We start from the raw sequence: 21103 nt of genomic DNA, 5'->3' as shown, positions 1-21103 counted from the left end.
GAGAGTGAGTAGAAGTACAACGGATTACAAAATAATAAAGGGATTTATCCGAATCCTTTAAATTTTGCCTGCATTATATCGACTTGCCTTGTGAACTCAATCTATCAATTCAATCGAAAGTGACTATTAAAAATTCAACATCAATTAAACAAACCTATTAAACTAAGTGTCAGCCAATGCCATTGCACAAGCATAAGCAGAGCTCCATGCCCATTGGAAGTTATAACCGCCAAGCCAACCTGTCACATCGACTACTTCCCCAATAAAATATAGCCCTTTGATTTTGTTACATTCCATGCTTTTAGAAGAAATCTGCTTAGTATCTACCCCGCCCATCGTGACTTCAGCCGTACGATAACCCTCTGTACCATTAGGTAAAAATTGCCAGTGATGAATGAAATCTTCAAGCTGCTGTAAACCTGCTTTACTCAACTGTGCAATTACCTGATCTTGAATCAAGTGCTGTTCAAGCCACAGTTCAATCAATTTCTTTGGTAAGACTTTTACTAATGCATTTTTAAGCCATAAGTTGGGTGAAGCTATGCGTAATTGTCGTAAAAACTCAGTAATACTTTGCTGAGGTAGTAAATCAATTTCCACTGCCTCATTTGGTTGCCAATAGTTTGAAATCTGTAAAATAGCAGGTCCTGAAAGACCACGATGAGTAAATAACATATTGTTAGCAAACGATTTGCCACATTGTGCAGTAGCAACGATAGGGAGAGAGATGCCTGAAAGTGCACTATAAAATTTATCCGTTTCACGCCACGTAAAAGGTACAAGACTTGCTCTTGGCGTAATAATAGAAAGTCCAAATTGTTCAGCCACCTGATAGCCAAATGGCGAAGCACCGAGTCCAGACATTGATAGTCCTCCCGTCGCAATCACTAATGAACAGCAATACCAAGTCTGTCCATTCGCAACTAGCTTGAAACGTGCTTTGTCATGATATTCCACTTGTTCAACATGGCTAATTTGCTGGCGTAATTGAATATTAACGTGATATTTGTTGCATTCAGTCTCCAACATCGCAACAATCTTTTCTGCACCTTCGTCAGTGAATAATTGCCCTAACTCTTTCTCATGATAAGCAATACCATACTCAGCGACCATCGCAATAAAATCCCATTGGGTATAACGCGCTAACGCAGATTTAACAAAATGCGGATTTTGAGAAAGATAATGTTGTGATGTGACATCAAGATTGGTGAAGTTACAAAAACCACCACCAGACATCAAAATTTTACGTCCAATTTTCTTACCATTGTCAAAAATAGTAACTTGTTTACCGAATTTAGCACTTTGTGCAGCACAAAATAAACCTGCCGCACCTGCGCCAATAATAATAATTTCTGAATAATTACTCATGTTGTTAAGTGCAAGTGAACACATTGCCTTTATCTATTTAGGAGATTGGTTAAACACTCACTGGTTAACATAGCTGTGCTCACTTTCTCAAGACTAGCTTTACTATTCATGATAACCAGTGAATATACTTTGTTATTTTGATTGCTGTAACATCTCAGCCATTTGAATACGTTGAATCAACGTTTTACGATCTAAATTTGAACGTTCAGAGTCTAACATTTTTTGCCAGATCTGTGCCGCTTGTTGATAGTTTTTTTGTACAAATGCATCCGTTGCCATTAAAGATAAACTGGCAGTATCTAATGGATCTTGACTTAATGCTCGTTGCAATAAATCTTGGATTGGCAACGTGAGCTGTTGATTCGACTGATAATAAAGCGTAGTAGCGATCGCACTTAAAATATAAGGCTGAGAACCAATTAATCCTTCGGCATTACGATAAGCAATCAAAGCATGATCAAATTCATTATTCTCCACATAAGCTTGCCCTAAAGCTAACCAATTTTCTGCATGATTTGGATCTTGGCGTAATTGTTGCTGGATTTGTACAATTTTGTCTTCATGTTGCTGTGAAATTGCTTGCTCCATTAGCGTCATCTGTTGCTGCAAAAACGCTTGTTCCCCTTGTCGTACTGCCTGATAGCGATCGAGGGAAAAATAATACACTGCAGGCAGCACCAATAGAAATAGCGTAATAAACAACATTGACTTAATAGAAACGGCGATTGGCTGGCGTGTAGTCTGTTGTTCAAAGTGCGGTCGATTTTGTAAATATTTTTCATCTTCCAACAAACGTTGACTTAGCTCTTGAGCTAACTCCTGACTAGGATTCATTGCCATTTGCTCACGATACAATGCAACATTTTGTTGCTGCCGATAATTACGTTGCCAATCCTTCCATTTTGCAAAAGGTAAGCTGCTAACCATAATAATAATCGCAGCAAAAATCAGTAATCCCCACCACATCATTTTTCTTTTTCCTTTTGCTCAACTTGTTTTAACAATTGCTGTAATGCTTGCTGTTGTTCAACCACTGATTCGACAGATTCCATTTCAGTCAGAGTATGACGACGTGCATACCTTACCATCAATCCCACCGCAAAAAGCAACAATGCAAATGGCAACCCCCATAAAATAAGGGTTGTCCATTGAAATGGCGGTTTATATAACACAAAATGACCAAAACGCGCAGTCATGCTGTCAATAATTTGCTGATTGGTTTGCCCTTCATCAACCATTTTATAGACTTCAATACGTAAATCATGAGCAATAGGTGAATTCGACTCAACTAAGTTTTGATTTTGGCACTGAGGACAACGTAATGACTTGGCTAATTCAACTGCGCGTACACGATCCTCACTATTTTTAAACTGGTAAGTATCAACAATGCCTGCTTGCCCTAACGTACTCATCAACAACAAAAAACTCGTCCAAAACCAACCGCACTTTTTCATCATTTTGCCTCTAGTTTATTCAACTCTGGCACAAACCACTGCCGCCATACTTGTGGATTTAACGAACCAGAATAGCGATAACGTACAATACCATGTTGATCGATTAAGTAAGTTTCAGGTGCACCATCCACACCTAAATTTAACGCCAACTCACCTTTACTATCATTGATAGTCAATATAAAAGGATTACCCATTTGTGTTAACATTGCCAAGCCATTTTGAGGCTTATCACGGTAATTCAACCCCACAATATCAATAGATTTTGCCAGTTCCATTAAAAATGAGTGTTCCTGTTTACAATAGCCACACCAACTCCCCCACACATTTAATAAAAACACCCTCTTTGGCAAATCTTTATGAGTTAAGACTCTCTCTGCTTGCAATAAATCTGCTTGATAAAACTCAGGCACAGGCTTATCAATCAACGCAGAAGCGATTTTTTTAGGATCTTGTTGTAAACCGATAAATAGCAATAAACAAACAGCTAAAATGACCAAAATAGGCAAAAATAAAAGTACTCTTTTCATATTATTATGCGGCATAAGGTTTCTCTTACTCTGTATTATTTTGCTTAGGCTACTCTGGTTTTGAGCGCCGTAATCCGAAGGTTGCTAATAATGCACCTAACGCCATTAAAATTCCACCAAACCATAACCAGCGAATGAAGGGTTTATATTGTAAACGGAAAGTGAATTCCCCCTCACCAAGCTTATCTCCCATGACAATATACACATCACCAAACCAGCCCCAATCAATGCCTACTTCACTCATATTCATCGTACGTACAGCGTAATGACGGCGCTCTGGGTAAATGCTCGCATACTTTTGCTGATCTTTATAAACCACAAATTGGGCTTTTTCACTGGTGTAATTCGGACCAATTTCATTGTTAAAACCTAAGTAATGAAATTGATATTGTCCTAACTGTTGCTGTTGATTTGGGGCAAGCCGCACACCAATTTCACTACTATAATAGCTGCTCATAATAGCGCCTATAGCGGTGACAGCAACACCTAAATGTGCGAATACCATTGCCAATTGTCTGAGATACAATTTACGCCAATTTACACAAAGCGTTGCCAATAACAACCACAAACTTAAACTTAATAAAATATAAGCATTCAAATTAAAGTGTAGCCCTTCATCAGTTTGTACATATTGATTGATCATTAAATAAGCAACAACTAAAGCAGGTATAAATAATAGGCTATGCTGCAACAAAATACGTTTATGATAAGTTTTCCAGCGTAATGACAAGGCAATAATCATCGCCAGAACTGTAATGACAAACAGTGGTAAAAAAATCGTATTAAAATATGGCGCACCAACTGAAATTGACCCCCACTGAAAAGCCGTAAACAAAATAGGATAGAAAGTACCAAGAAATACGCTTAATGTCGCAACAGTTAACAGAATATTCAGCAATAGCATTGCGTTTTCTTTTGAAATTATGCCAAAACGAACCGCACTTTGCTGCAAATTCACTCGTAATGCAAACAACGTTAATGCACTGACTGTCAACAGAAAGAAGAAAATCAGTAAGGCAATCCCACGTTCACCATCAACAGCAAATGCATGAACAGAAGTTAATACGCCAGAGCGGACAATGAATGTGCCAAGTAAGCTAAAAGAAAAAGCAAGCAAAGAAAACAAAATAGTCCAATAATTAAAAATACCACGCTGCTCAGTAATAGATAAGCTATGCAACAAAGCTAATCCTAACAACCAAGGCATTAAAGAGGCATTCTCTACAGGATCCCAAAACCACCAGCCTCCCCAACCTAATTCGTAATATGCCCACCATGAACCGAGTACAATGCCTAAGGTGAGAAATAACCAAGAAACTAAGACCCAAGGACGCATTGTGCGAGCTAAGGCTGCATCTAAATGTCCGCTTAGTAAAGCAGAAACGGTAATAGCAAAATTCACCGCAAAGCCAACATAACCTAAATATAATAATGGTGGATGAAAAATTAACCCCACATCTTGTAACATCGGGTTAAGATCACGTCCCTCAAAAGCTTGCGGGAAAACACGTTCAAATGGATTAGAGAAAAAGAGAATAAATAAACAAAAGCCTAAACAAATCAGTCCTAAAACAGACAAAGTTCGTGCAGCAATAATAGGATCCATCTTACGGCTAGCAAAAGCAAACAGCATAGTCCAAAATGCGAGGGCAAACAGCCAAAACAACATGGAACCTTCGTGTCCACCCCATGTTGCTGACAGTTTAAAAAATAAAGGTAATTGAGAGTTAGAATGATGGGCAACATATTGTACTGAGAAATCATCTACCGCAAAAGAATAAGCTAAACTGATTAAGGCAATTGAAGTAAAGATCCCGAGCAAATAGCTCAAATTCCATGCAAAACTAATCGTGGTTGGTTTACGCTGAACAATACCGACCTGCGGCACGACGGCAAGTAATAACGCAGTAAAATTTGCAATAATCAGTGCATAAAAACCGAGTTCAGGGATCATATCATTCAACTCATGACTATAGATAAATTGAGTATTACATTCTTACTAATTAAAAAGGCGAATCCAATGTGATACAAAGAAATCCGCCTTTATCATTAACTATGACGACATTATGCCAATGTCATTTGTCCTGCATAGAGGATAAAGAAGCGCAAACATAGCACGCCAATTAATCCTAAGCAAGAAACCAATAACATAAAGCCTTTATTATGTTTTAAATTGTCGGTTGCAATCGTATTGAGGAAAAGCGGTAATAACAACCCAATTGCCACAACGCCAATCCAAAATACATTTGACCAGAAACCACCTAAAAGTGCGGTTTCAAATGCAACTGTTTTCTGTCCACCACCTAAATACAAACCAATAAAGAATGCCGCAAGTAAGAAGATTTCGATGCAAATCACTGGCAGTTCAAACTTATGTAAAAAACTAAGTGACTTAGAATGCGTATCTTCTTTGGTAAAGAGTAACGTACAGAAAATCAATGCAGCAATACCAGATGATGTACCAGAGGCTAAGAACAAAATTGGCAACACTGGATTATTCAGCATTGGATAGCTTATTAAAGCAGATAATAAAAAGCCAGTATAAGCGCCAAGTAATACAGATAAAACAATTAAAATAATCTCAATTAGACCTGTAAATTTTGCCGCAATCGCAATCAATTTGTTCACAAATGCTAATGGTTTTGCATATTTCTCAATTAAATTTGCTACCAATTTATGGAAAATAATCGCTAGCCAAACAATTAAGAACAGCATATATACTTGGAATAGCATTACCCCCATCGACATAATGGATGTTGTGCTGTAATTAAACATCAAATACCAGAATGTCCAAGGCTTAGTTAAGTGGAAAATCAAAATCACTAACCCAATAATAATGCTAATTGGTGCCAACAAAGCTGTACAACGAAGCACATTATTTTCAGCAGGATCATCACCAGCTAGACCAGCTCGCTTTAACAACACCGCTAACATCGCAGCACCTGCTGAAATGCCAAGTAAGAACAAGTAAATCGCAATGGTATGATCCCATACTAAAGACGGGAAATGAAATGGACTATTCATCGTCTTAGCTCCCCTCTTTTCGCTGGTACATGATAAAGATTCGGATCAGTACCTAACTCTACTTTTGTACGATACACTTGTTTTTCTTTCACTTTTTGCACAATTTCACTGTTTGGATCATTCATATCACCAAAGGTCAATGCTTTCGTCGGGCAAGATTCTACACAAGCTGGTTGTTTACCTTGTGCAAGATTTGTATCACGACAGAAGTTACATTTATCCGCAGATTTATATACTGGGTGAATGAAACGTACACGATATGGGCACACTGCAATACAATATTGGCAGCCTACACACAAGTCTTTATGAACGTCGACAATGCCAGTTTCTGGGTCAACAAAAGATGCGCCTGTTGGGCATACATGAACGCAAGGTGCATTACTACAATGTTGACAGGAATGGCGGAAAAACTCATATTCCGCATTTGGAAATTCGCCATAAGGTTCACTACGGATAATCTCCAAACGTGAAACACCTTCTGGAACTTGGTTTGTTTCGCGACAAGCATCCATACAAGCAGTACACCCGATACAAGCAGTTTCGTCATGTAACATGGCGTAACGAATGGGCTTTTTCTCATCACTAACCTGTTGTCCCACTGATTTAATTGATGTTCCCGTCATGAGGATTAACGCTCCCATGCCGGAAACAAAGTTTCGGCGTGAGCAAGCTGTCATTTTTTATCCTTTTGTTCGATCGCATAAATATGTGGCGATTTTAACGCCGCTTTACGTTTTTGCTGTTCACCATGGCAGTCAACACAAAGTTTCACTTGTTCTTTTTGTGGAATACCTGACATCTTATCATTTGCAGGATGTAACGTATGGCAACTCGCACAAGGCAATTTCATCGCGTGCACATCATGCACCCATAGTTTTTCCTGTAATTTTTTCGGTTGGTGACAAGCAAAACATACTTGATTTTGTTCTTGTACGGTATACATCGGCTGTTTATCACCGAAAATATCACCATGGAAACGCATCACATCTTTTGCTCCACGGCGGTGATCTTCTGAAATATTACCGTGACAATTCACACAAGTAATAGGTTTACCCGTATTTGGATTTTTTTCAGATAAATGTGATCCAAGGAATTTACCAAAATGGAGATCACCACCTGATTGGCTATCATTTGCCTCTAATTTATGGCACTTCGCACAATATTGGTTTGGATCACGTTGGTGTTCTAATTGTGGCTCATAAACTAGCGGACTGATTTCACCACTTTTTGCTGGTGCTGCATTTGCTACAGAAACAAGCCCCAAAGCAGTTATACCAATCACCACAGCAATTCCTTGTTTAAAAAGGGAATTTAAGCTCATTTTCATTACCTCAAAATTAGTGTTAAAAGCACCGCACTTTATCTTTTGCACATCAAAGTGCGGTCAATTTTTACAAAGCCTCTGTTTATTTCTCTGCTGGAAGTAAGCCTTTTTCACGAGCTTCTTTATCCCATTGAGGAACTACAGTTTTGAGGAATTCTGCTTTTGCTTTACGATCTTTTTCAATATCTACACCAGTCGCTTTCCATGCATTTTCAGCAGTGGAAATATCTGGTAATTTGACAGGATCAGTAATGCCATGTTTTGCAAGAACACGCACGAGTTCCGTTCTTGCATCAGTTGCACGATCTAATCCAGTACCAAGTACTTTAAGCAATACATCTGGTGCATGGATATGACCACCATGACCTGCCGCTGCATAGTCCCAGCGCCATTGTGCATGACGAATTGATTGTAACGCATCTTTCATTTCTTCTTTTGTTGCACCTGCTTCCCATGCCGCTTTTGCTTCAAAATGTGCTGCAACAAGTTGATCTTCAAGGCGTAACATCACATCTTTAATTTCTGTTTTACGTGATTTCACCATTTCTTTTAATTTTTCTTTGCTTTGATCATGACAGTTTGCACAGGTGCTTTCAAAAGCATTAAATGGATTACCGATTTGGTGGTCTGTATACACTTTACCATCAGCCCCTTGTACTTTTGGCATATGACAGTCAATACAAGTGACACCATTTTTGCCATGTACACCTAACATCCAAGTTTCATAATCTGGGTGCTGGGCTTTTAACATTGGAGCTTTTGAGACTGCATGGGTCCAATCGACGAAACCAATATCATCATAATATTTTTCCATCGCATCTACGGTAATTCCATTATCCCAAGGGAAGGTGACTTGTTTTAAATCACCGGCAAAATAGTATTCAACGTGACAGTTAGCACAAAGAGCCGCACGCTGATCCGTTTTATCTGCGGTTTCAAATTTGTGATCAATTTTTTCTAATGCACGTAATACATATGGACGTGCGATACGTAATGCTGGTTTTCCTTCGGCAAATTCTTTGGAAGTCGTGTCGTGACAGTCTGCACAGCCAATTGGATTCACCACTTCAGCGCCACCACTTGCCCAAGTTGCACCAAAATAACCTGCTTCACCACGTTCTGCAATTAAGCGTGGAACATCTGGACTCTTACAAGCCCAGCATGCCATCGGCATTGGACCTGCATCTGGTATCATTGGTGCCCCCGTACGTAAAATATTGCGTACATCTGTCACTGCATAAAAGTGTCCACGTGGTTTATTGTAATCTTTAGCAAAAGCATAGCCTGCCCATAAGACAACGACGCGAGGATCTTCGTAATTAACAGAATCAAGATCAGTGGATTTAGCAGTATCAGCCCAACTTTGATACTGTTTAGGGTATTTATCTTTGAAGAGATCATTTCTAGATTCAATCTTCAAATTTGGATTTGCTGGTTCAACAGGCTGCGCAATAGGCTTATATTCAGCTATAGCACTTGGCACAACTGAGAAACCCCATGCTAGCGAAGCAGCAACAAGTAGGCTTTTTTTGAATGCGTTCACGATAATTACTCCATAAAACAGGTTTAACCTTAAGATGATTTGTGTATACAAATGCCAACAAAACTATCAATTATCACAATGTTGCTAATGAGAATTTTTATCATTAAAAACAATATGATAATTAATAAAAAAGAGATCTAAGTCAGCCTAAAAATAACAAATAAGCATCAATTTTGCTTAGGTATTTAATAATTTATTGTTTTGGATCAAAATTTTGTATGGAACTAATTAGAAGGGTAGAATTTGTAGCATAAAAAATACCTCTAAATGAGTATAAAAAGTACTTTAAATGCCAGAAATTAAAGTGTTTTGACAAGATTTCTTTCAGAAAACACCAAGATAACCATTTTGAGGTATACAAAAACATATGCTACATAAAAATAAAATCTAATATAATTTATTCTTATAATTAAATTATATAAAAAAATGCAGTGTAAATTGACTGCATTTTTCTTTTATCACAATGAAAAAGATTTGATTTAATGCTGATAAATACCCGTACAGACCACTTGACCTAAGATTCGAAACGGAGAATTTTTATACACTCTAGCTAAAGATCTATTTTGGATAGTCGCTGGCGATTGAATCCCCTTGCCCCAAAACTCAGTGTAGTAAGTGCTATTAAGTAAAGTTAATCCATGACTTTCACAGTTAACAAAAAAAGCTTTACGTAGTGACTTGGCATATTGTTGTGGTTGTTCAGGATAGGCGTATACACTTTGTGTCAGATTTTCAACAAGATCAAAAGAAACCAGATGTTCATTTTCCTGTTCTTTCTTTACACTATAAGTGTCAATAAATTGATTTTCTTCTAAACGCACAAAACCAGATTGAACTAATGAAGGTGGAGTAAAATTCACTTCTTCAGGTTTTATCTTTTCTGCTACTGGTCGCTGAGTACAGGCGCTGAAACTCAGAATGCCCAATATAATAAACATTAATTTTTTCATGATTCACTCCTTGTAAAATCATTTCCGTTGAGAAAAAATCTCAACAATATGCAAATTTCTTATTCTAACGAGAGAATCCCACCGGTAAAAGCACTTTATCCACTTTTATGAAAATAACAAACAAATTTAAAAGCAAGAAAAAATTATAAAACAACTATCGCAAACGTTTGCTTAAGCGTGATACAATTCACGCGGTTGAAATTTATCGTCTATTACTTTATAGGAAATTATTGTGAGTAAACAATCATTAAGTTACAAAGATGCTGGTGTTGATATTAATGCAGGTAATGCACTCGTTGAAAAAATCAAAGCTGATGTAAAACGTACTACCCGCCCAGAAGTGATCGGCGGACTAGGCGGATTTGGTGCACTTTGTGCTATACCAAGTAAATATAAAGAACCTATTTTAGTTTCAGGTACAGATGGTGTTGGGACTAAATTACGTTTAGCCATCGACTTAAACCGCCATGAGAGCATCGGTATTGATTTAGTTGCAATGTGTGTAAATGATTTAGTCGTACAAGGTGCAGAACCGTTGTTTTTCCTTGATTACTATGCCACAGGTAAATTAGATGTCGATATTGCAGCGAGCGTCATCAAAGGTATCGCTAATGGTTGTGAACAATCAGGTTGTGCGCTTGTTGGTGGTGAAACTGCAGAAATGCCAGGTATGTACCATGCTGGCGATTACGACCTAGCTGGTTTTTGTGTCGGTGTCGTTGAAAAATCTGAAATTATTGATGGCAGCAAGGTGAAAGCGGGTGATGCACTTATCGCACTAGGTTCTAGCGGCCCACACTCTAATGGCTATTCCTTAATCCGTAAAGTCATTGAGGTAGCAGGTATTAATCCCGCTGAAGAACAACTTGCAGGCAAACCCCTAGCAGATCAAGTACTGGCACCTACCAAAATCTATGTCAAATCCATCCTACAATTAATTAAGCAAGTTGATGTGCATGCAATTTCACATTTAACCGGCGGTGGTTTCTGGGAAAATATTCCACGTGTACTACCAAATAATGTGAAAGCAGTGATTAATGAAGCAAGCTGGCAATGGCAACCTATCTTCAAATGGCTACAAGAAAAAGGCAATATTGATACACACGAAATGTATCGCACATTTAACTGTGGTGTGGGGATGATCATTGCTTTACCGCAACAAGATGTCGACACGGCTTTAGCTCTATTAAAGCAAACTGGTGAAAATGCATGGTTAATTGGTCAAGTTGAACCTGCTACACAAGATGAAGCACAAGTGATCATGCGCTAATGAAAAAGATCGTTGTTTTAATTTCAGGTCAAGGCACTAATTTACAGGCATTAATTGATGCCTGTAGATCAGGTGCAATTCCAGCACAAATCGTGGCAGTTATCAGTAATAAAGCAGATGCATTTGGCTTACAACGTGCTAAAAGTGCGGCTATTCCTAGCAAAGTTTTTCTACGCCAAGAATTTGATAGCCATCTTGCAATGGATCAGCAAATTGCCGATTACATTGAATCTGTCCAAGCGGATTTAATTGTTCTAGCTGGCTACATGAAAATCTTAAGTGCAGAATTCACTCAACGTTTTACTGGACGAATTCTGAATATCCATCCTTCTTTATTACCTAAATATCCAGGTCTACATACCTATCAACAAGCATTAGATGCTGGTGAGCAGGAGCATGGCACGACCGTTCACTTTGTTAATGAAGAAGTAGATAGTGGTGCAATTATCTTGCAAGCTAAAGTGCCTATTTTTGCTGATGATGAAATGACTGACATTGAAGAACGAGTAAAAGAACAAGAACTCCGTATCTATCCTTTAGTAGTTAAATGGTTCGTCGAAGATCGACTAAAACTGATTAATGGACAAGCCTTTCTTGATCATCAGTTGCTACCTGCACAAGGCTATGCCGCTGAAGAAGAATAACATCATAAAAAGAGCGGTCTGTTTTCAGACCGTTTTTTTATCTATAAAAAATATAAAATTAATGCGCTTACTTACTATTAATTTTATTCATTCTGTTTTAGAATTTACTGATTTTATTTTTAACTTTGTGAATAAAGGAGCATACAATGAAATTAGTACAAGTACAGCATCCTCTGGTAAAGCATAAACTAGGTTTAATGCGTTCTGCTGATATTAATACTAAAAAATTTCGTGAGTTAGCCACGGAAGTCGGCAGTTTACTCACTTATGAAGCAACCTCAGATTTAGAAACAGAAAAAGTGATTATTGATGGTTGGTGTGGTCCTGTCGAAATCGATCAAATCAAAGGGAAAAAAGTAACCGTCGTACCTATTTTACGAGCAGGTTTAGGCATGATGGATGGTGTATTAGAGCACGTACCAAGTGCACGTATTAGTGTCGTGGGGATGTATCGTGATGAAAAAACACTTGAACCTGTCCCTTACTTCCAAAAATTAGCCAGCGACTTAGAAGAGCGTTTGGCTATTGTCGTTGATCCTATGTTAGCAACTGGTGGTTCTATGATCGCCACGATTAATCTATTAAAAGAAAAAGGTTGTAAGCATATCAAAGTATTAGTTCTGGTCGCCGCACCAGAAGGTATTAAAGCACTAGAAGCAGCTCACCCCGATATCGAGCTTTACACCGCTTCAATAGATAGCCACTTAAACGAACATGGCTACATCATTCCTGGTCTTGGTGATGCAGGTGATAAAATTTTTGGTACGAAATAATTTAAATGTAAGCAGCATTTCAAATGCTGCTTTTTTCCATGTAATTTACGTCGTTGTAAATTAAAAGTTAATTCAGACAGAGAGTTGAAACTTAAATGACAAATCAAAATCAAGCTAAACAAGCCTTCGTCGGTCTACAAATGCTTTTCGTTGCATTTGGTGCACTCGTGTTGGTTCCACTCATTACTGGGTTAAATACTAATACCGCATTATTAACAGCGGGTATTGGTACTTTATTATTCCAACTTTGCACAGGTAGACAAGTCCCTATTTTCCTTGCCTCTTCTTTTGCTTTTATTGCACCTATTCAATATGGCGTTGCCACTTGGGGAATCGCCACGACAATGGGCGGCTTAGTATTCACGGGTATGGCGTATTTTGCGCTTAGTACCTTAGTGAAATTAAAAGGTGCCGGCGCATTACAACGCGTTTTTCCACCTGTAGTTGTAGGTCCCGTTATCATTATTATTGGAATGGGATTAGCCCCAGTCGCAGTAGATATGGCATTAGGGAAAAATAGCAATTATGAATATAATGATGCCGTTCTCGTTTCAATGGTCACACTACTCACGACATTATGTGTTGCTGTTTTTGCTAGAGGGATTATGAAGCTGGTTCCAATCATGTTTGGGATTACTGTTGGTTACGTTTTATGTTTATTCTTAGGTCTGATCAATTTCCAGCCAGTTTTAGAGGCACCTTGGTTTAGTATCCCTGAAATTACAACGCCAGAATTCAAACTTGAAGCGATTTTATATCTATTACCAATTGCAATTGCGCCAGCAGTTGAACATGTTGGCGGAATCATGGCGATTAGTTCAGTCACAGGCAAAGACTTCTTACAAAAACCGGGGCTACATCGCACGTTATTAGGTGATGGTGTGGCAACAAGTACTGCGGCATTCTTAGGTGGTCCACCAAATACAACGTATGCAGAAGTTACAGGTGCAGTCATGTTAACTCGTAATTTTAACCCAAACATTATGACTTGGGCTGCCGTTTGGGCAATTGCAATCTCATTCTGTGGGAAAGTTGGCGCCTTTTTATCAACCATTCCTACTATTGTGATGGGCGGGATTATGATGTTAGTGTTTGGTTCTATCGCAGTTGTAGGAATGAGTACACTTATTCGCGGTAAAGTAGATGTGACCGAAGCACGCAACCTCTGTATTATCTCAGTCGTCATGACATTTGGTATTGGCGGCATGTTTGTAAACTTTGGTGAGGTTTCATTAAAAGGAATTAGCTTATGTGCAGTGGTTGCGATCTTACTCAATTTAATTCTACCAAAAGCGAAAAACACTTTCGTCGAAGACAATCAATAAAGAAAATTAGGGTTAAGCCTTGCTTAACCCTTCCTTTTTCGTTTACTCTTAACACTCTTTGTCCGCATTAAATAGGCTATTTTTTGTTAGATAATTTTCAATTACCTTTACCTATTCATCAACTTGATGATGAAACGTTAGAGAATTTTTACCCTGACAATAATTTATTGTTGCTCAATTCATTGCGTAAAAATTTTGCCCAACCGGAACAACAATTCTTTTATATTTGGGGAGAACAAAGCAGTGGTAAAAGCCATTTATTAAAAGCAATTACTAATGAGTTTTTCATTCATCAGCGCCCTGCGATGTATGTACCTTTAGAAAAATCGCAATATTTTTCTCCTGCCGTATTGGAAAATCTAGAATACCAACAATTAGTTTGTTTAGATAATTTGCATGCAGTCACAACAAATTCAGAATGGGAATTAGCTATTTTTGATCTATTTAATAGAATTAAAGCTGTTGGTAAAACAATTTTAGTAATTAGCGCTAACCAGTCACCAACTGCACTTAGGATGAAATTACCCGATCTGGCTTCGCGTTTACGTTGGGGCGAAAGCTATCAACTCAATCCATTAAATGATCAACAAAAAATTCACGTATTACAACAAAATGCACATCAACGTGGTATTGAGCTACCAGATGAAGTGGCTAGCTTTCTCCTCAAGCGTTTAGCACGCGATATGCAAACTTTATTTGATGCACTAAGAAAGCTAGATCATGCGTCATTGCAAGCACAACGCAAACTCACGATTCCTTTCGTTAAAGAAATTCTAAATTTGTAAAAAAAAGACCGCACTTTAATGCAGTCTTAACAAGATATGAACGGCTTTAGTACCAACGACTATAATGATAACCTATGCTTGGCACCAATACTACCGATGGTTGTTGGTATCTTGGGCGAGATTCAGCTTTTGGACGATTGTCGCTGGCATTTAATGGATACTCAACTTCTTTTGAATAAGCCTGCTTTTTACTTACTGGCACTGTATCACCGCTTTTTACTCGCTGGTTATACTGTTCTAATGTTTTCAAATCCATTTGCACATTCGTTTGCTCAGCTTTTTGTGCACAACCAACTAACAACACGATAGCAAATAATAGGACTAACTTTTTCATAAATACTCCTCTCATCATTTAGCGACAAATTACACCAGATAACATATTCTTACGATGTTGAATGTTTTGATCTGCCAAATTCTTACCTTGCTTATTTTCCTCTGCTTGCACTTTTTTCGCCAACTTAGGATCTTGAATATAAAACACTGGTACATACTGCATATTTTTAGCATCTGCTTTTGATGAAACGGTTGCCGTCGAAATATTGGTATAATACTCTGCTTTATTAACTGGCACGACATAATAGGTAGTCGCATCAGTCACATCAACACCTACTCTTGAATTAAACCCCTTGCAAATACCCGCGCCTGATTCAAAAATAGTATGTGAGGATTTTGTTTCATTAATTTGGAATACTTCAAATTCAATACTTTTACCCAATGCTTCTGCATCTTGAATATCCATCCCTGGATTTAACTTACGTGTAGAACTACGATTGACATAAGCGATATGAGTCGGTTGTTCATTATGGATATCTAATAAAGAGCGTTCATCGCTGTGCTGTGTTTCTGGTGAACCGTAAGTTTTCGTAAAAGAATTCTCAGAAATATGGATAAACCAAGACTCTGCAAAACTGACATTAGATAATAATAAACTTGCAAACAACAATACTTTAAAATGCATTTTTTCTCTCATATTTCATATAATTCTAAAGGTAAACCGTCTGGATCTCGAAAAAAAGTAAAACGCTTACTTGTGATAGGATCTATCCTAATTGGTTCACAAACAACGCTATTATGTTGTAAAAATACAACAGCCGCATTAAGATCTTTTACGCTGAAAGCTAAATGGCGTAACCCACGAGCCTCTGGATTTGTTACACGTAAAGGGGAATTTGGAAAAGAAAATAATTCAATTTGACTACCATCGCTCAACTTCAAATCAAGCTTATAGCTCCCTCGTTCAGTGCGATAAGTTTCTTTAATGATTTCTGCACCTAAAAGCTCGGTATAAAACTGCTTCGACTTATGATAATCAGATACAATAATCGCAATATGATGAAAGCCGATAATTGGCGATTTCATAGTTTTCCCTTTTAAAAAATACCATTGATTATACGCCTTTTATATTAAATGTAAAATAAGAGAGGAATTCCACTTTTACTTACAACGTAAATATCAAATTCCCCATTGATAGAAAAATCAGTAACTTAATTATTGTTTAGGCACAAGTTGTTCATGTTTCTCTGCGTCTTGTGCCTCTTGCGAAGCTCTTGCTGAATGGATACTACGCTCAATTAGCGCTTTTCTTGGATCATCATCACCAAGTAAACGTAACATCATTGACCAAGTCACTGCAGCCATTTTGTAATCTTCTACTTCAAAATAACGAAAAGCAAGCAAACCTAAAGCCTCAAGATTGCTATGATCTTGGCGAATGACTTCTTTTAACAAGTTATCTCCCTGTGATTTATCCGTTGGATCTTCAGAAAACATCAAGATACGTGCATAAGATAACTTATATTCATTATTGTCAGGTTCAAGTTTATTTGCTCTCGCATAGCTATCTAATGCCAATTGAGCTTTATCCGTATTCATTGCTACTTGCCCAAGTAACCACCAACTTTTAGCATCCTGAGGCGATTTTTGTAAATGTAAACGCAATGCCGTAGAAAATTGCTGTAATTCACTCTCTGTTAACGGGTTATTCTGTTCATCTTTCAAACGCTCATAAAAGTGCGGTAACTTTTGATAGGTTTTTTCTAACATTGCTTCGGCTTGCCATGAGCCAACGCTTAAATAAGTTATCGTTGATAAAATACCTAATGTCAGCAAGCCAGAAACAAACCATAGTCTGCCATAGCTTTTTTGTGCCATTGATTGCGGTTTAGTCGTAGCAGGAATATCTTCTAATAACGCTTGTTGCAATTCTGTTTTTAACTGTTCTGCGTTAACTAACAAACCTTGCGCTTCATCACGCTCAATTTCTGCTAAACGCTGAAAATACAGCGCTTTATTTAATTCATCACGTTTCACTGCATGCGCTGCTGTACGGATTGGTTTTACTGTTTTAAACAGCGGATAAAAACAAATTAATGCCACAACCAGTGTCAATACTGTTACACTTAACCAAAAACTCATGATATTTTCTCTTTTAACAAATCTTGCAAACGTTGTTTCTCGTCATCACTCAACATTGACTCAGGATCCACCGCACTTTGTACAGCTTTGGGTTGGCGACGAAACAACACAACCACCCCTAAAATAACCAACATGGTAGGAATGACCCATAATGCAATGGTTGCCACCGTAAGTGGTGGATCATAAGTGACAAAATGACCATAACGCTCAACCATATAATTCACGACATCTTGCTTAGAATGCCCTTCTTGTAATAATTCAAGTACTTTATGCCGCATATCAACTGCAATAGTCGCATTTGAATCAGCAATATTATTATTTTGGCATTGTGGACAACGTAGTTCTTGTGTTAAAGCATGATAATCTTTTTCTTGCTCTACTGAACTAAAATTAAGCGCATCTATCGCAGCAGTGCTTGAAAAGCTCAGCAATAATAAGAAAAGCGCGGTCAGTTTTTTCATTATTTTGCCTCCATTAGCTTTTGATAAATAGGCTGCAATTTCTCACGCCAGACTTTTTCATTTATATCACCAGCATGACGATAATGAATTACGCCTTTACCATCAATGATAAAGGTTTCAGGTGCCCCATACACTCCAAGATCGAGTCCCAATGCACCTTTTTCATCTTTCAACACAATTTGATAAGGATTACCTAACTCTTTCAACCATTTAATCGCTTTATCAGTTTTATCTTTATAATCTAAACCAATAATTGTCACTCCTTGCTGTGCCAAGTGGTTCAAATACTGATGTTCCGCATAACAAGTTGGGCACCAAGTTGCCCAGACATTTAGCAAAATCGGTTTACCTTGCTGAAAAATCTCTGCGTTATGTTGCTTATTTTCTAATAGATCAGGTGCCAATTTTATTGGCACAGCTTTGCCAACTAAAGCAGATTCCAATGCCTTAGGATCATCACCTTGTGCATTACGTTGCAATTGCACCGCAAATGTAATAACTAATACACAAAATAACATTAAGGGAAGATAAAGTTTTCTATTCATTATTCACCCTTTTTTAATAACTTAGAAAAACGATAACGGCGATCAAACATGCAAAGTAATCCACCTAGCACCATAAATACACCACCAAACCAAATCCAACGGATAAATGGTTTATAATATAAGCGTAATGCCCAAGAACCATCTCCTAAACTTTCACCTAATGCGACATAAAGATCACGGCTGAATCCCCAATCAATAGCGGCTTCAGTCATCGTCATTTTACTGACTGTATAAAAACGTTTTTCAGCAAATAAAATCGCTTCGACCTTACCATTTTTAGCAATATCGACTTGTGCTTTACCACCTAAATAGTTAGGTCCATTCGCTTCAGTAATACCTTGGAAAGTAAAATGATAATCCGCAATTTGTACAGTATCACCTACATTCATGCGCACATCACGTTCCACACTATAGTTTTGGCTAAAAGCAATTCCCCATACAGACATCGCTACCCCTAAATGCGCTAATACCATACCCCAATGAGAACGAGAAAGCTTAGTTAACCCAACAAAGAAACTCGAGCGATGTGTTGCGCGTTGGTGCAATTCATATAAACTCAATATCACAATGAACACCACCATCATGCAACCTAATACTGCACTTACCGTAATACGATTATGTAAAAAATAAGGTAACACAACGCCTGCAATCAACATGACAAGCAAGCTAAGTAGTACAGGGGTTCGAATCGCTGAGAATTCATCACGACGCCACTTCACTAAAGGTCCAATACCGAGTAATAGTGAAAACGGGATCATAATAATTAAAAACATTTGGTCAAAGAATGGCGCACCAATAGAAATTGTACCTAACCCTAGTTGTTTATGCACTAAAGGCAGCAACGTGCCTAAAAACACGACGGAAAGCGCCGTCATTAATAAAATATTATTCAGTAACAACATGCTTTCACGCGAATAACGTTCTGCATTATCTCGTGAACGAATTTGACTCCCTTTATAAGCATATAAAGCCAACGACCCACCAATCACTACAATCAAATAAGCAAGAATATACAACCCACGTGTTGGATCAGAGGCAAAAGCGTGTACTGAAACTAAAATCCCTGAACGAACAAGGAAAGTCCCTAGTAAGCATAACGAAAAAGCTAAAATCGCCAGTAATACAGTCCATGCTTTAAAAGAACCGCGCTTTTCAGTCACAGCTAATGAATGTAATAATGCTGTTCCCGCAATCCAAGGCATGAAAGATGCATTTTCGACAGGATCCCAGAACCACCAGCCTCCCCAGCCAAGTTCGTAATATGCCCACCAAGAGCCTAACACAATACCTAAAGTTAAAAATACCCAAGCAGCCATTGTCCAAGGGCGGGACCATCTTGCCCATGCAGTATCAAGCTTACCCGTCATTAAGGAAGCAATAGAAAAAGCAAAAGCAACAGAAAAACCAACATAGCCCATGTAAAGTAATGGTGGGTGGAAAATTAATCCAACATCTTGTAATAGCGGGTTGAGTTCTTTGCCATCAACAGGAAAATCAGGAAAAGTACGATTAAATGGATTAGAGGTAAATAATACAAAAATCAGGAAACCAATACTAATGATCCCCATAATACCTAACACACGAGCAACTGCTTCTTGGGGCAATTGTTTACTAAACAAGGCAACCGCTGCCCCCCATAAAGTTAATAGCCAAATCCATAATAAAAGCGAGCCTTCATGAGAACCCCAAACCGCAGATAAACGATAATGTAAAGGCAAATTTGTGTTTGAATTATTTACCACATATTGAACAGAAAAATCATTTACGGCAAATAAATAAGATAGCGCAATAAAAGCGACAGTTAAACTAATGAATAAACCATAAGTCATTGGACGAGCTAATGACATTAACTGTACATTGCCTTTTTCAGCCCCCAATAAAGGAAAAATTGCCACCAGTATAGCGATGGCAAGACTTAACGCTAAAGCATAATTTCCTAATTCAGCGATCATTTTTGACCTTCTCGTTCGGTTTTATATTCATAAGCTTTTTCTTGGCGATCACGTTCACTTTCACCTTTGAGATCAGAGATTCCCATTGGCTTATGCACTTTTTGCATTTGTGCATCCAGTTCAGGCGGCACATAATTTTCATCATGTTTTGCCAAGACTTCGGTTGCGGCTAAAACAGTCGGTGCTTTCAACACCCCTTGAGCAACAATGCCCTGTCCTTCGCGAAATAAATCAGGCAAGATCCCCTCATATTCCACCGTAATAGAAGGACCAATATCATTAAGATCGAATTTGACTTTTAAACTCGTTGGATCGCGTTCAACAGTGCCTGCAACCACCATGCCACCAACACGCAGACGTTGACCAACTTGCGGTTTTTTATTGCCATCTTCTTCTTTGCCATACACAATTTCAGTTGGCGTATAAAACAAATCAATATTTTGGCGTAATGCATACAAAATTAAACCCGATGCAACAGAAACACCGAGTAAAACAAAAAGAACAATTGCCATTCTCGATTTACGTCTTGGGTTCATAGTGCACCTCTTGATTCATTTTTTTGTAAACGTGCTTGGCGTTGTTGCTCACGAATAACCTCTTTTAAGATCGATTTTCGTTCTTTTATACTTTGTACAATCAAAACCACAACAGCAACTAAACTAATACCATAAGCTAACCAGACATAAAAGCCGTAGCCACCCATACTAAAAAAATCATTCCAAGTTTCAAAAAACATCTTTTCC

The 21103-nt window shown here is 38.0% G+C and carries 24 protein-coding genes; 5 read left to right on the top strand and 19 right to left on the bottom strand.

The features are described 5' to 3' along the window. Positions 1–162 precede the first annotated feature (162 nt). From C0975_RS05330 to C0975_RS05285, 10 genes are all read right to left on the bottom strand, one after another. Positions 163–1368, bottom strand: coding sequence for a BaiN/RdsA family NAD(P)/FAD-dependent oxidoreductase (locus tag C0975_RS05330; RefSeq protein ID WP_101775358.1), 1206 nt, complete (start codon positions 1366–1368; stop codon positions 163–165). Between the two features lie 132 nt (positions 1369–1500). After that, complete coding sequence (locus C0975_RS05325) at positions 1501–2337, bottom strand: tetratricopeptide repeat protein (protein ID WP_101775357.1); 837 nt, start codon at positions 2335–2337, stop codon at positions 1501–1503. After that, complete coding sequence (gene nrfF / locus C0975_RS05320; RefSeq protein ID WP_101775356.1) at positions 2334–2822, bottom strand: heme lyase NrfEFG subunit NrfF; 489 nt, start codon at positions 2820–2822, stop codon at positions 2334–2336. Before nrfF ends, C0975_RS05325 begins: the two co-directional genes overlap by 4 nt. Beyond that, positions 2822–3349 (bottom strand): DsbE family thiol:disulfide interchange protein, encoded by a 528-nt coding sequence (locus C0975_RS05315; protein ID WP_101775460.1) that lies wholly within the window; start codon positions 3347–3349, stop codon positions 2822–2824. The genes nrfF and C0975_RS05315 overlap by 1 nt, the downstream gene beginning before the upstream one ends. Positions 3350–3398: 49 nt before the next feature. Then, on the bottom strand, positions 3399–5303 hold the full coding sequence (nrfE, locus tag C0975_RS05310; protein ID WP_101775355.1) for a heme lyase NrfEFG subunit NrfE: 1905 nt from the start codon (positions 5301–5303) through the stop codon (positions 3399–3401). A gap of 110 nt (positions 5304–5413) precedes the next feature. Further along, positions 5414–6373, bottom strand: a complete 960-nt coding sequence (gene nrfD, locus C0975_RS05305) for a cytochrome c nitrite reductase subunit NrfD (protein WP_101775354.1) — start codon at positions 6371–6373, stop codon at positions 5414–5416. Beyond that, complete coding sequence (gene nrfC / locus C0975_RS05300; protein WP_101775353.1) at positions 6370–7050, bottom strand: cytochrome c nitrite reductase Fe-S protein; 681 nt, start codon at positions 7048–7050, stop codon at positions 6370–6372. Before nrfC ends, nrfD begins: the two co-directional genes overlap by 4 nt. Then, positions 7047–7694: a cytochrome c nitrite reductase pentaheme subunit gene (gene nrfB, locus C0975_RS05295; RefSeq protein WP_101775352.1), complete on the bottom strand. Its 648-nt coding sequence runs from the start codon at positions 7692–7694 to the stop codon at positions 7047–7049. Before nrfB ends, nrfC begins: the two co-directional genes overlap by 4 nt. 85 nt (positions 7695–7779) lie before the next feature. Then, positions 7780–9240 (bottom strand): ammonia-forming nitrite reductase cytochrome c552 subunit, encoded by a 1461-nt coding sequence (nrfA, locus tag C0975_RS05290; protein ID WP_101775351.1) that lies wholly within the window; start codon positions 9238–9240, stop codon positions 7780–7782. A gap of 479 nt (positions 9241–9719) precedes the next feature. After that, positions 9720–10190, bottom strand: coding sequence for a surface-adhesin E family protein (locus tag C0975_RS05285; protein ID WP_101775350.1), 471 nt, complete (start codon positions 10188–10190; stop codon positions 9720–9722). 232 nt (positions 10191–10422) lie between these two features. On the opposite strand from C0975_RS05285, the gene purM reads away from it, so the two are divergent. From purM to hda, 5 genes are all read left to right on the top strand, one after another. Beyond that, positions 10423–11460: a phosphoribosylformylglycinamidine cyclo-ligase gene (gene purM, locus C0975_RS05280; protein ID WP_101775349.1), complete on the top strand. Its 1038-nt coding sequence runs from the start codon at positions 10423–10425 to the stop codon at positions 11458–11460. Continuing rightward, positions 11460–12104, top strand: coding sequence for a phosphoribosylglycinamide formyltransferase (purN, locus tag C0975_RS05275; protein ID WP_101775348.1), 645 nt, complete (start codon positions 11460–11462; stop codon positions 12102–12104). The genes purM and purN overlap by 1 nt, the downstream gene beginning before the upstream one ends. Positions 12105–12250: 146 nt before the next feature. Beyond that, entirely contained in the window at positions 12251–12877 is a 627-nt protein-coding gene (upp, locus tag C0975_RS05270; protein WP_101775347.1) for a uracil phosphoribosyltransferase, read from the top strand. A 95-nt stretch (positions 12878–12972) separates the two neighbouring features. Continuing rightward, positions 12973–14202, top strand: a complete 1230-nt coding sequence (locus C0975_RS05265; protein WP_101775346.1) for a nucleobase:cation symporter-2 family protein — start codon at positions 12973–12975, stop codon at positions 14200–14202. An 83-nt stretch (positions 14203–14285) separates the two neighbouring features. After that, positions 14286–14987: a DnaA inactivator Hda gene (hda, locus tag C0975_RS05260; protein ID WP_217349315.1), complete on the top strand. Its 702-nt coding sequence runs from the start codon at positions 14286–14288 to the stop codon at positions 14985–14987. A gap of 46 nt (positions 14988–15033) precedes the next feature. Here hda and C0975_RS05255 read toward each other — a convergent pair whose 3' ends face one another. From C0975_RS05255 to ccmD, 9 genes are all read right to left on the bottom strand, one after another. Further along, positions 15034–15321 carry a hypothetical protein gene (locus C0975_RS05255; RefSeq protein ID WP_101775344.1) on the bottom strand — a complete coding sequence of 96 codons (288 nt, stop codon included), beginning with the start codon at positions 15319–15321 and terminating at the stop codon, positions 15034–15036. Between the two features lie 18 nt (positions 15322–15339). Beyond that, positions 15340–15945, bottom strand: a complete 606-nt coding sequence (locus C0975_RS05250; RefSeq protein ID WP_101775343.1) for a DUF8095 domain-containing protein — start codon at positions 15943–15945, stop codon at positions 15340–15342. An 8-nt stretch (positions 15946–15953) separates the two neighbouring features. Beyond that, on the bottom strand, positions 15954–16346 hold the full coding sequence (gene gloA2, locus C0975_RS05245; RefSeq protein WP_101775342.1) for an SMU1112c/YaeR family gloxylase I-like metalloprotein: 393 nt from the start codon (positions 16344–16346) through the stop codon (positions 15954–15956). A 129-nt stretch (positions 16347–16475) separates the two neighbouring features. Next, entirely contained in the window at positions 16476–17402 is a 927-nt protein-coding gene (ccmI, locus tag C0975_RS05240) for a c-type cytochrome biogenesis protein CcmI (RefSeq protein ID WP_101775341.1), read from the bottom strand. Beyond that, complete coding sequence (locus C0975_RS05235; protein WP_101775340.1) at positions 17399–17863, bottom strand: cytochrome c-type biogenesis protein; 465 nt, start codon at positions 17861–17863, stop codon at positions 17399–17401. The genes ccmI and C0975_RS05235 overlap by 4 nt, the downstream gene beginning before the upstream one ends. Beyond that, positions 17863–18408 carry a DsbE family thiol:disulfide interchange protein gene (locus C0975_RS05230; protein ID WP_101775339.1) on the bottom strand — a complete coding sequence of 182 codons (546 nt, stop codon included), beginning with the start codon at positions 18406–18408 and terminating at the stop codon, positions 17863–17865. The genes C0975_RS05235 and C0975_RS05230 overlap by 1 nt, the downstream gene beginning before the upstream one ends. Beyond that, positions 18408–20360 carry a heme lyase CcmF/NrfE family subunit gene (locus C0975_RS05225; RefSeq protein ID WP_101775338.1) on the bottom strand — a complete coding sequence of 651 codons (1953 nt, stop codon included), beginning with the start codon at positions 20358–20360 and terminating at the stop codon, positions 18408–18410. Before C0975_RS05225 ends, C0975_RS05230 begins: the two co-directional genes overlap by 1 nt. Next, positions 20357–20896, bottom strand: a complete 540-nt coding sequence (gene ccmE, locus C0975_RS05220) for a cytochrome c maturation protein CcmE (RefSeq protein WP_101775337.1) — start codon at positions 20894–20896, stop codon at positions 20357–20359. The genes C0975_RS05225 and ccmE overlap by 4 nt, the downstream gene beginning before the upstream one ends. Continuing rightward, the gene (ccmD, locus tag C0975_RS05215) at positions 20893–21096 is read right to left on the bottom strand and encodes a heme exporter protein CcmD (protein ID WP_101775336.1); all 204 of its coding nucleotides are present in this window, start codon (positions 21094–21096) and stop codon (positions 20893–20895) included. Before ccmD ends, ccmE begins: the two co-directional genes overlap by 4 nt. Between the last annotated feature and the right edge of the window lie 7 nt (positions 21097–21103).

Source organism: Pasteurella oralis (genome assembly GCF_002850605.1).
Classification (GTDB): Bacteria; Pseudomonadota; Gammaproteobacteria; order Enterobacterales; family Pasteurellaceae; genus Pasteurella; species Pasteurella oralis.
This window is presented reverse-complemented; position numbering and strand designations above follow the sequence as displayed.

Excerpts from the sequence above, each read along its gene's own strand:
- ccmE (WP_101775337.1), bottom strand. The coding sequence starts at position 20,896 with ATGAACCCAAGACGTAAATCGAGAATGGCAATTGTTCTTTTTGTTTTA.
- nrfF (WP_101775356.1), bottom strand. The coding sequence starts at position 2,822 with ATGAAAAAGTGCGGTTGGTTTTGGACGAGTTTTTTGTTGTTGATGAGT.
- ccmD (WP_101775336.1), bottom strand. The coding sequence starts at position 21,096 with ATGTTTTTTGAAACTTGGAATGATTTTTTTAGTATGGGTGGCTACGGC.
- C0975_RS05265 (WP_101775346.1), top strand. The coding sequence starts at position 12,973 with ATGACAAATCAAAATCAAGCTAAACAAGCCTTCGTCGGTCTACAAATG.
- C0975_RS05285 (WP_101775350.1), bottom strand. The coding sequence starts at position 10,190 with ATGAAAAAATTAATGTTTATTATATTGGGCATTCTGAGTTTCAGCGCC.
- upp (WP_101775347.1), top strand. The coding sequence starts at position 12,251 with ATGAAATTAGTACAAGTACAGCATCCTCTGGTAAAGCATAAACTAGGT.
- C0975_RS05225 (WP_101775338.1), bottom strand. The coding sequence starts at position 20,360 with ATGATCGCTGAATTAGGAAATTATGCTTTAGCGTTAAGTCTTGCCATC.
- nrfC (WP_101775353.1), bottom strand. The coding sequence starts at position 7,050 with ATGACAGCTTGCTCACGCCGAAACTTTGTTTCCGGCATGGGAGCGTTA.
- C0975_RS05235 (WP_101775340.1), bottom strand. The coding sequence starts at position 17,863 with ATGAAAAAACTGACCGCGCTTTTCTTATTATTGCTGAGCTTTTCAAGC.
- nrfB (WP_101775352.1), bottom strand. The coding sequence starts at position 7,694 with ATGAGCTTAAATTCCCTTTTTAAACAAGGAATTGCTGTGGTGATTGGT.
- gloA2 (WP_101775342.1), bottom strand. The coding sequence starts at position 16,346 with ATGAAATCGCCAATTATCGGCTTTCATCATATTGCGATTATTGTATCT.
- purN (WP_101775348.1), top strand. The coding sequence starts at position 11,460 with ATGAAAAAGATCGTTGTTTTAATTTCAGGTCAAGGCACTAATTTACAG.
- C0975_RS05255 (WP_101775344.1), bottom strand. The coding sequence starts at position 15,321 with ATGAAAAAGTTAGTCCTATTATTTGCTATCGTGTTGTTAGTTGGTTGT.
- nrfD (WP_101775354.1), bottom strand. The coding sequence starts at position 6,373 with ATGAATAGTCCATTTCATTTCCCGTCTTTAGTATGGGATCATACCATT.
- C0975_RS05315 (WP_101775460.1), bottom strand. The coding sequence starts at position 3,349 with ATGAAAAGAGTACTTTTATTTTTGCCTATTTTGGTCATTTTAGCTGTT.
- nrfE (WP_101775355.1), bottom strand. The coding sequence starts at position 5,303 with ATGATCCCTGAACTCGGTTTTTATGCACTGATTATTGCAAATTTTACT.
- C0975_RS05325 (WP_101775357.1), bottom strand. The coding sequence starts at position 2,337 with ATGATGTGGTGGGGATTACTGATTTTTGCTGCGATTATTATTATGGTT.
- C0975_RS05250 (WP_101775343.1), bottom strand. The coding sequence starts at position 15,945 with ATGCATTTTAAAGTATTGTTGTTTGCAAGTTTATTATTATCTAATGTC.
- ccmI (WP_101775341.1), bottom strand. The coding sequence starts at position 17,402 with ATGAGTTTTTGGTTAAGTGTAACAGTATTGACACTGGTTGTGGCATTA.
- C0975_RS05330 (WP_101775358.1), bottom strand. The coding sequence starts at position 1,368 with ATGAGTAATTATTCAGAAATTATTATTATTGGCGCAGGTGCGGCAGGT.
- C0975_RS05230 (WP_101775339.1), bottom strand. The coding sequence starts at position 18,408 with ATGAATAGAAAACTTTATCTTCCCTTAATGTTATTTTGTGTATTAGTT.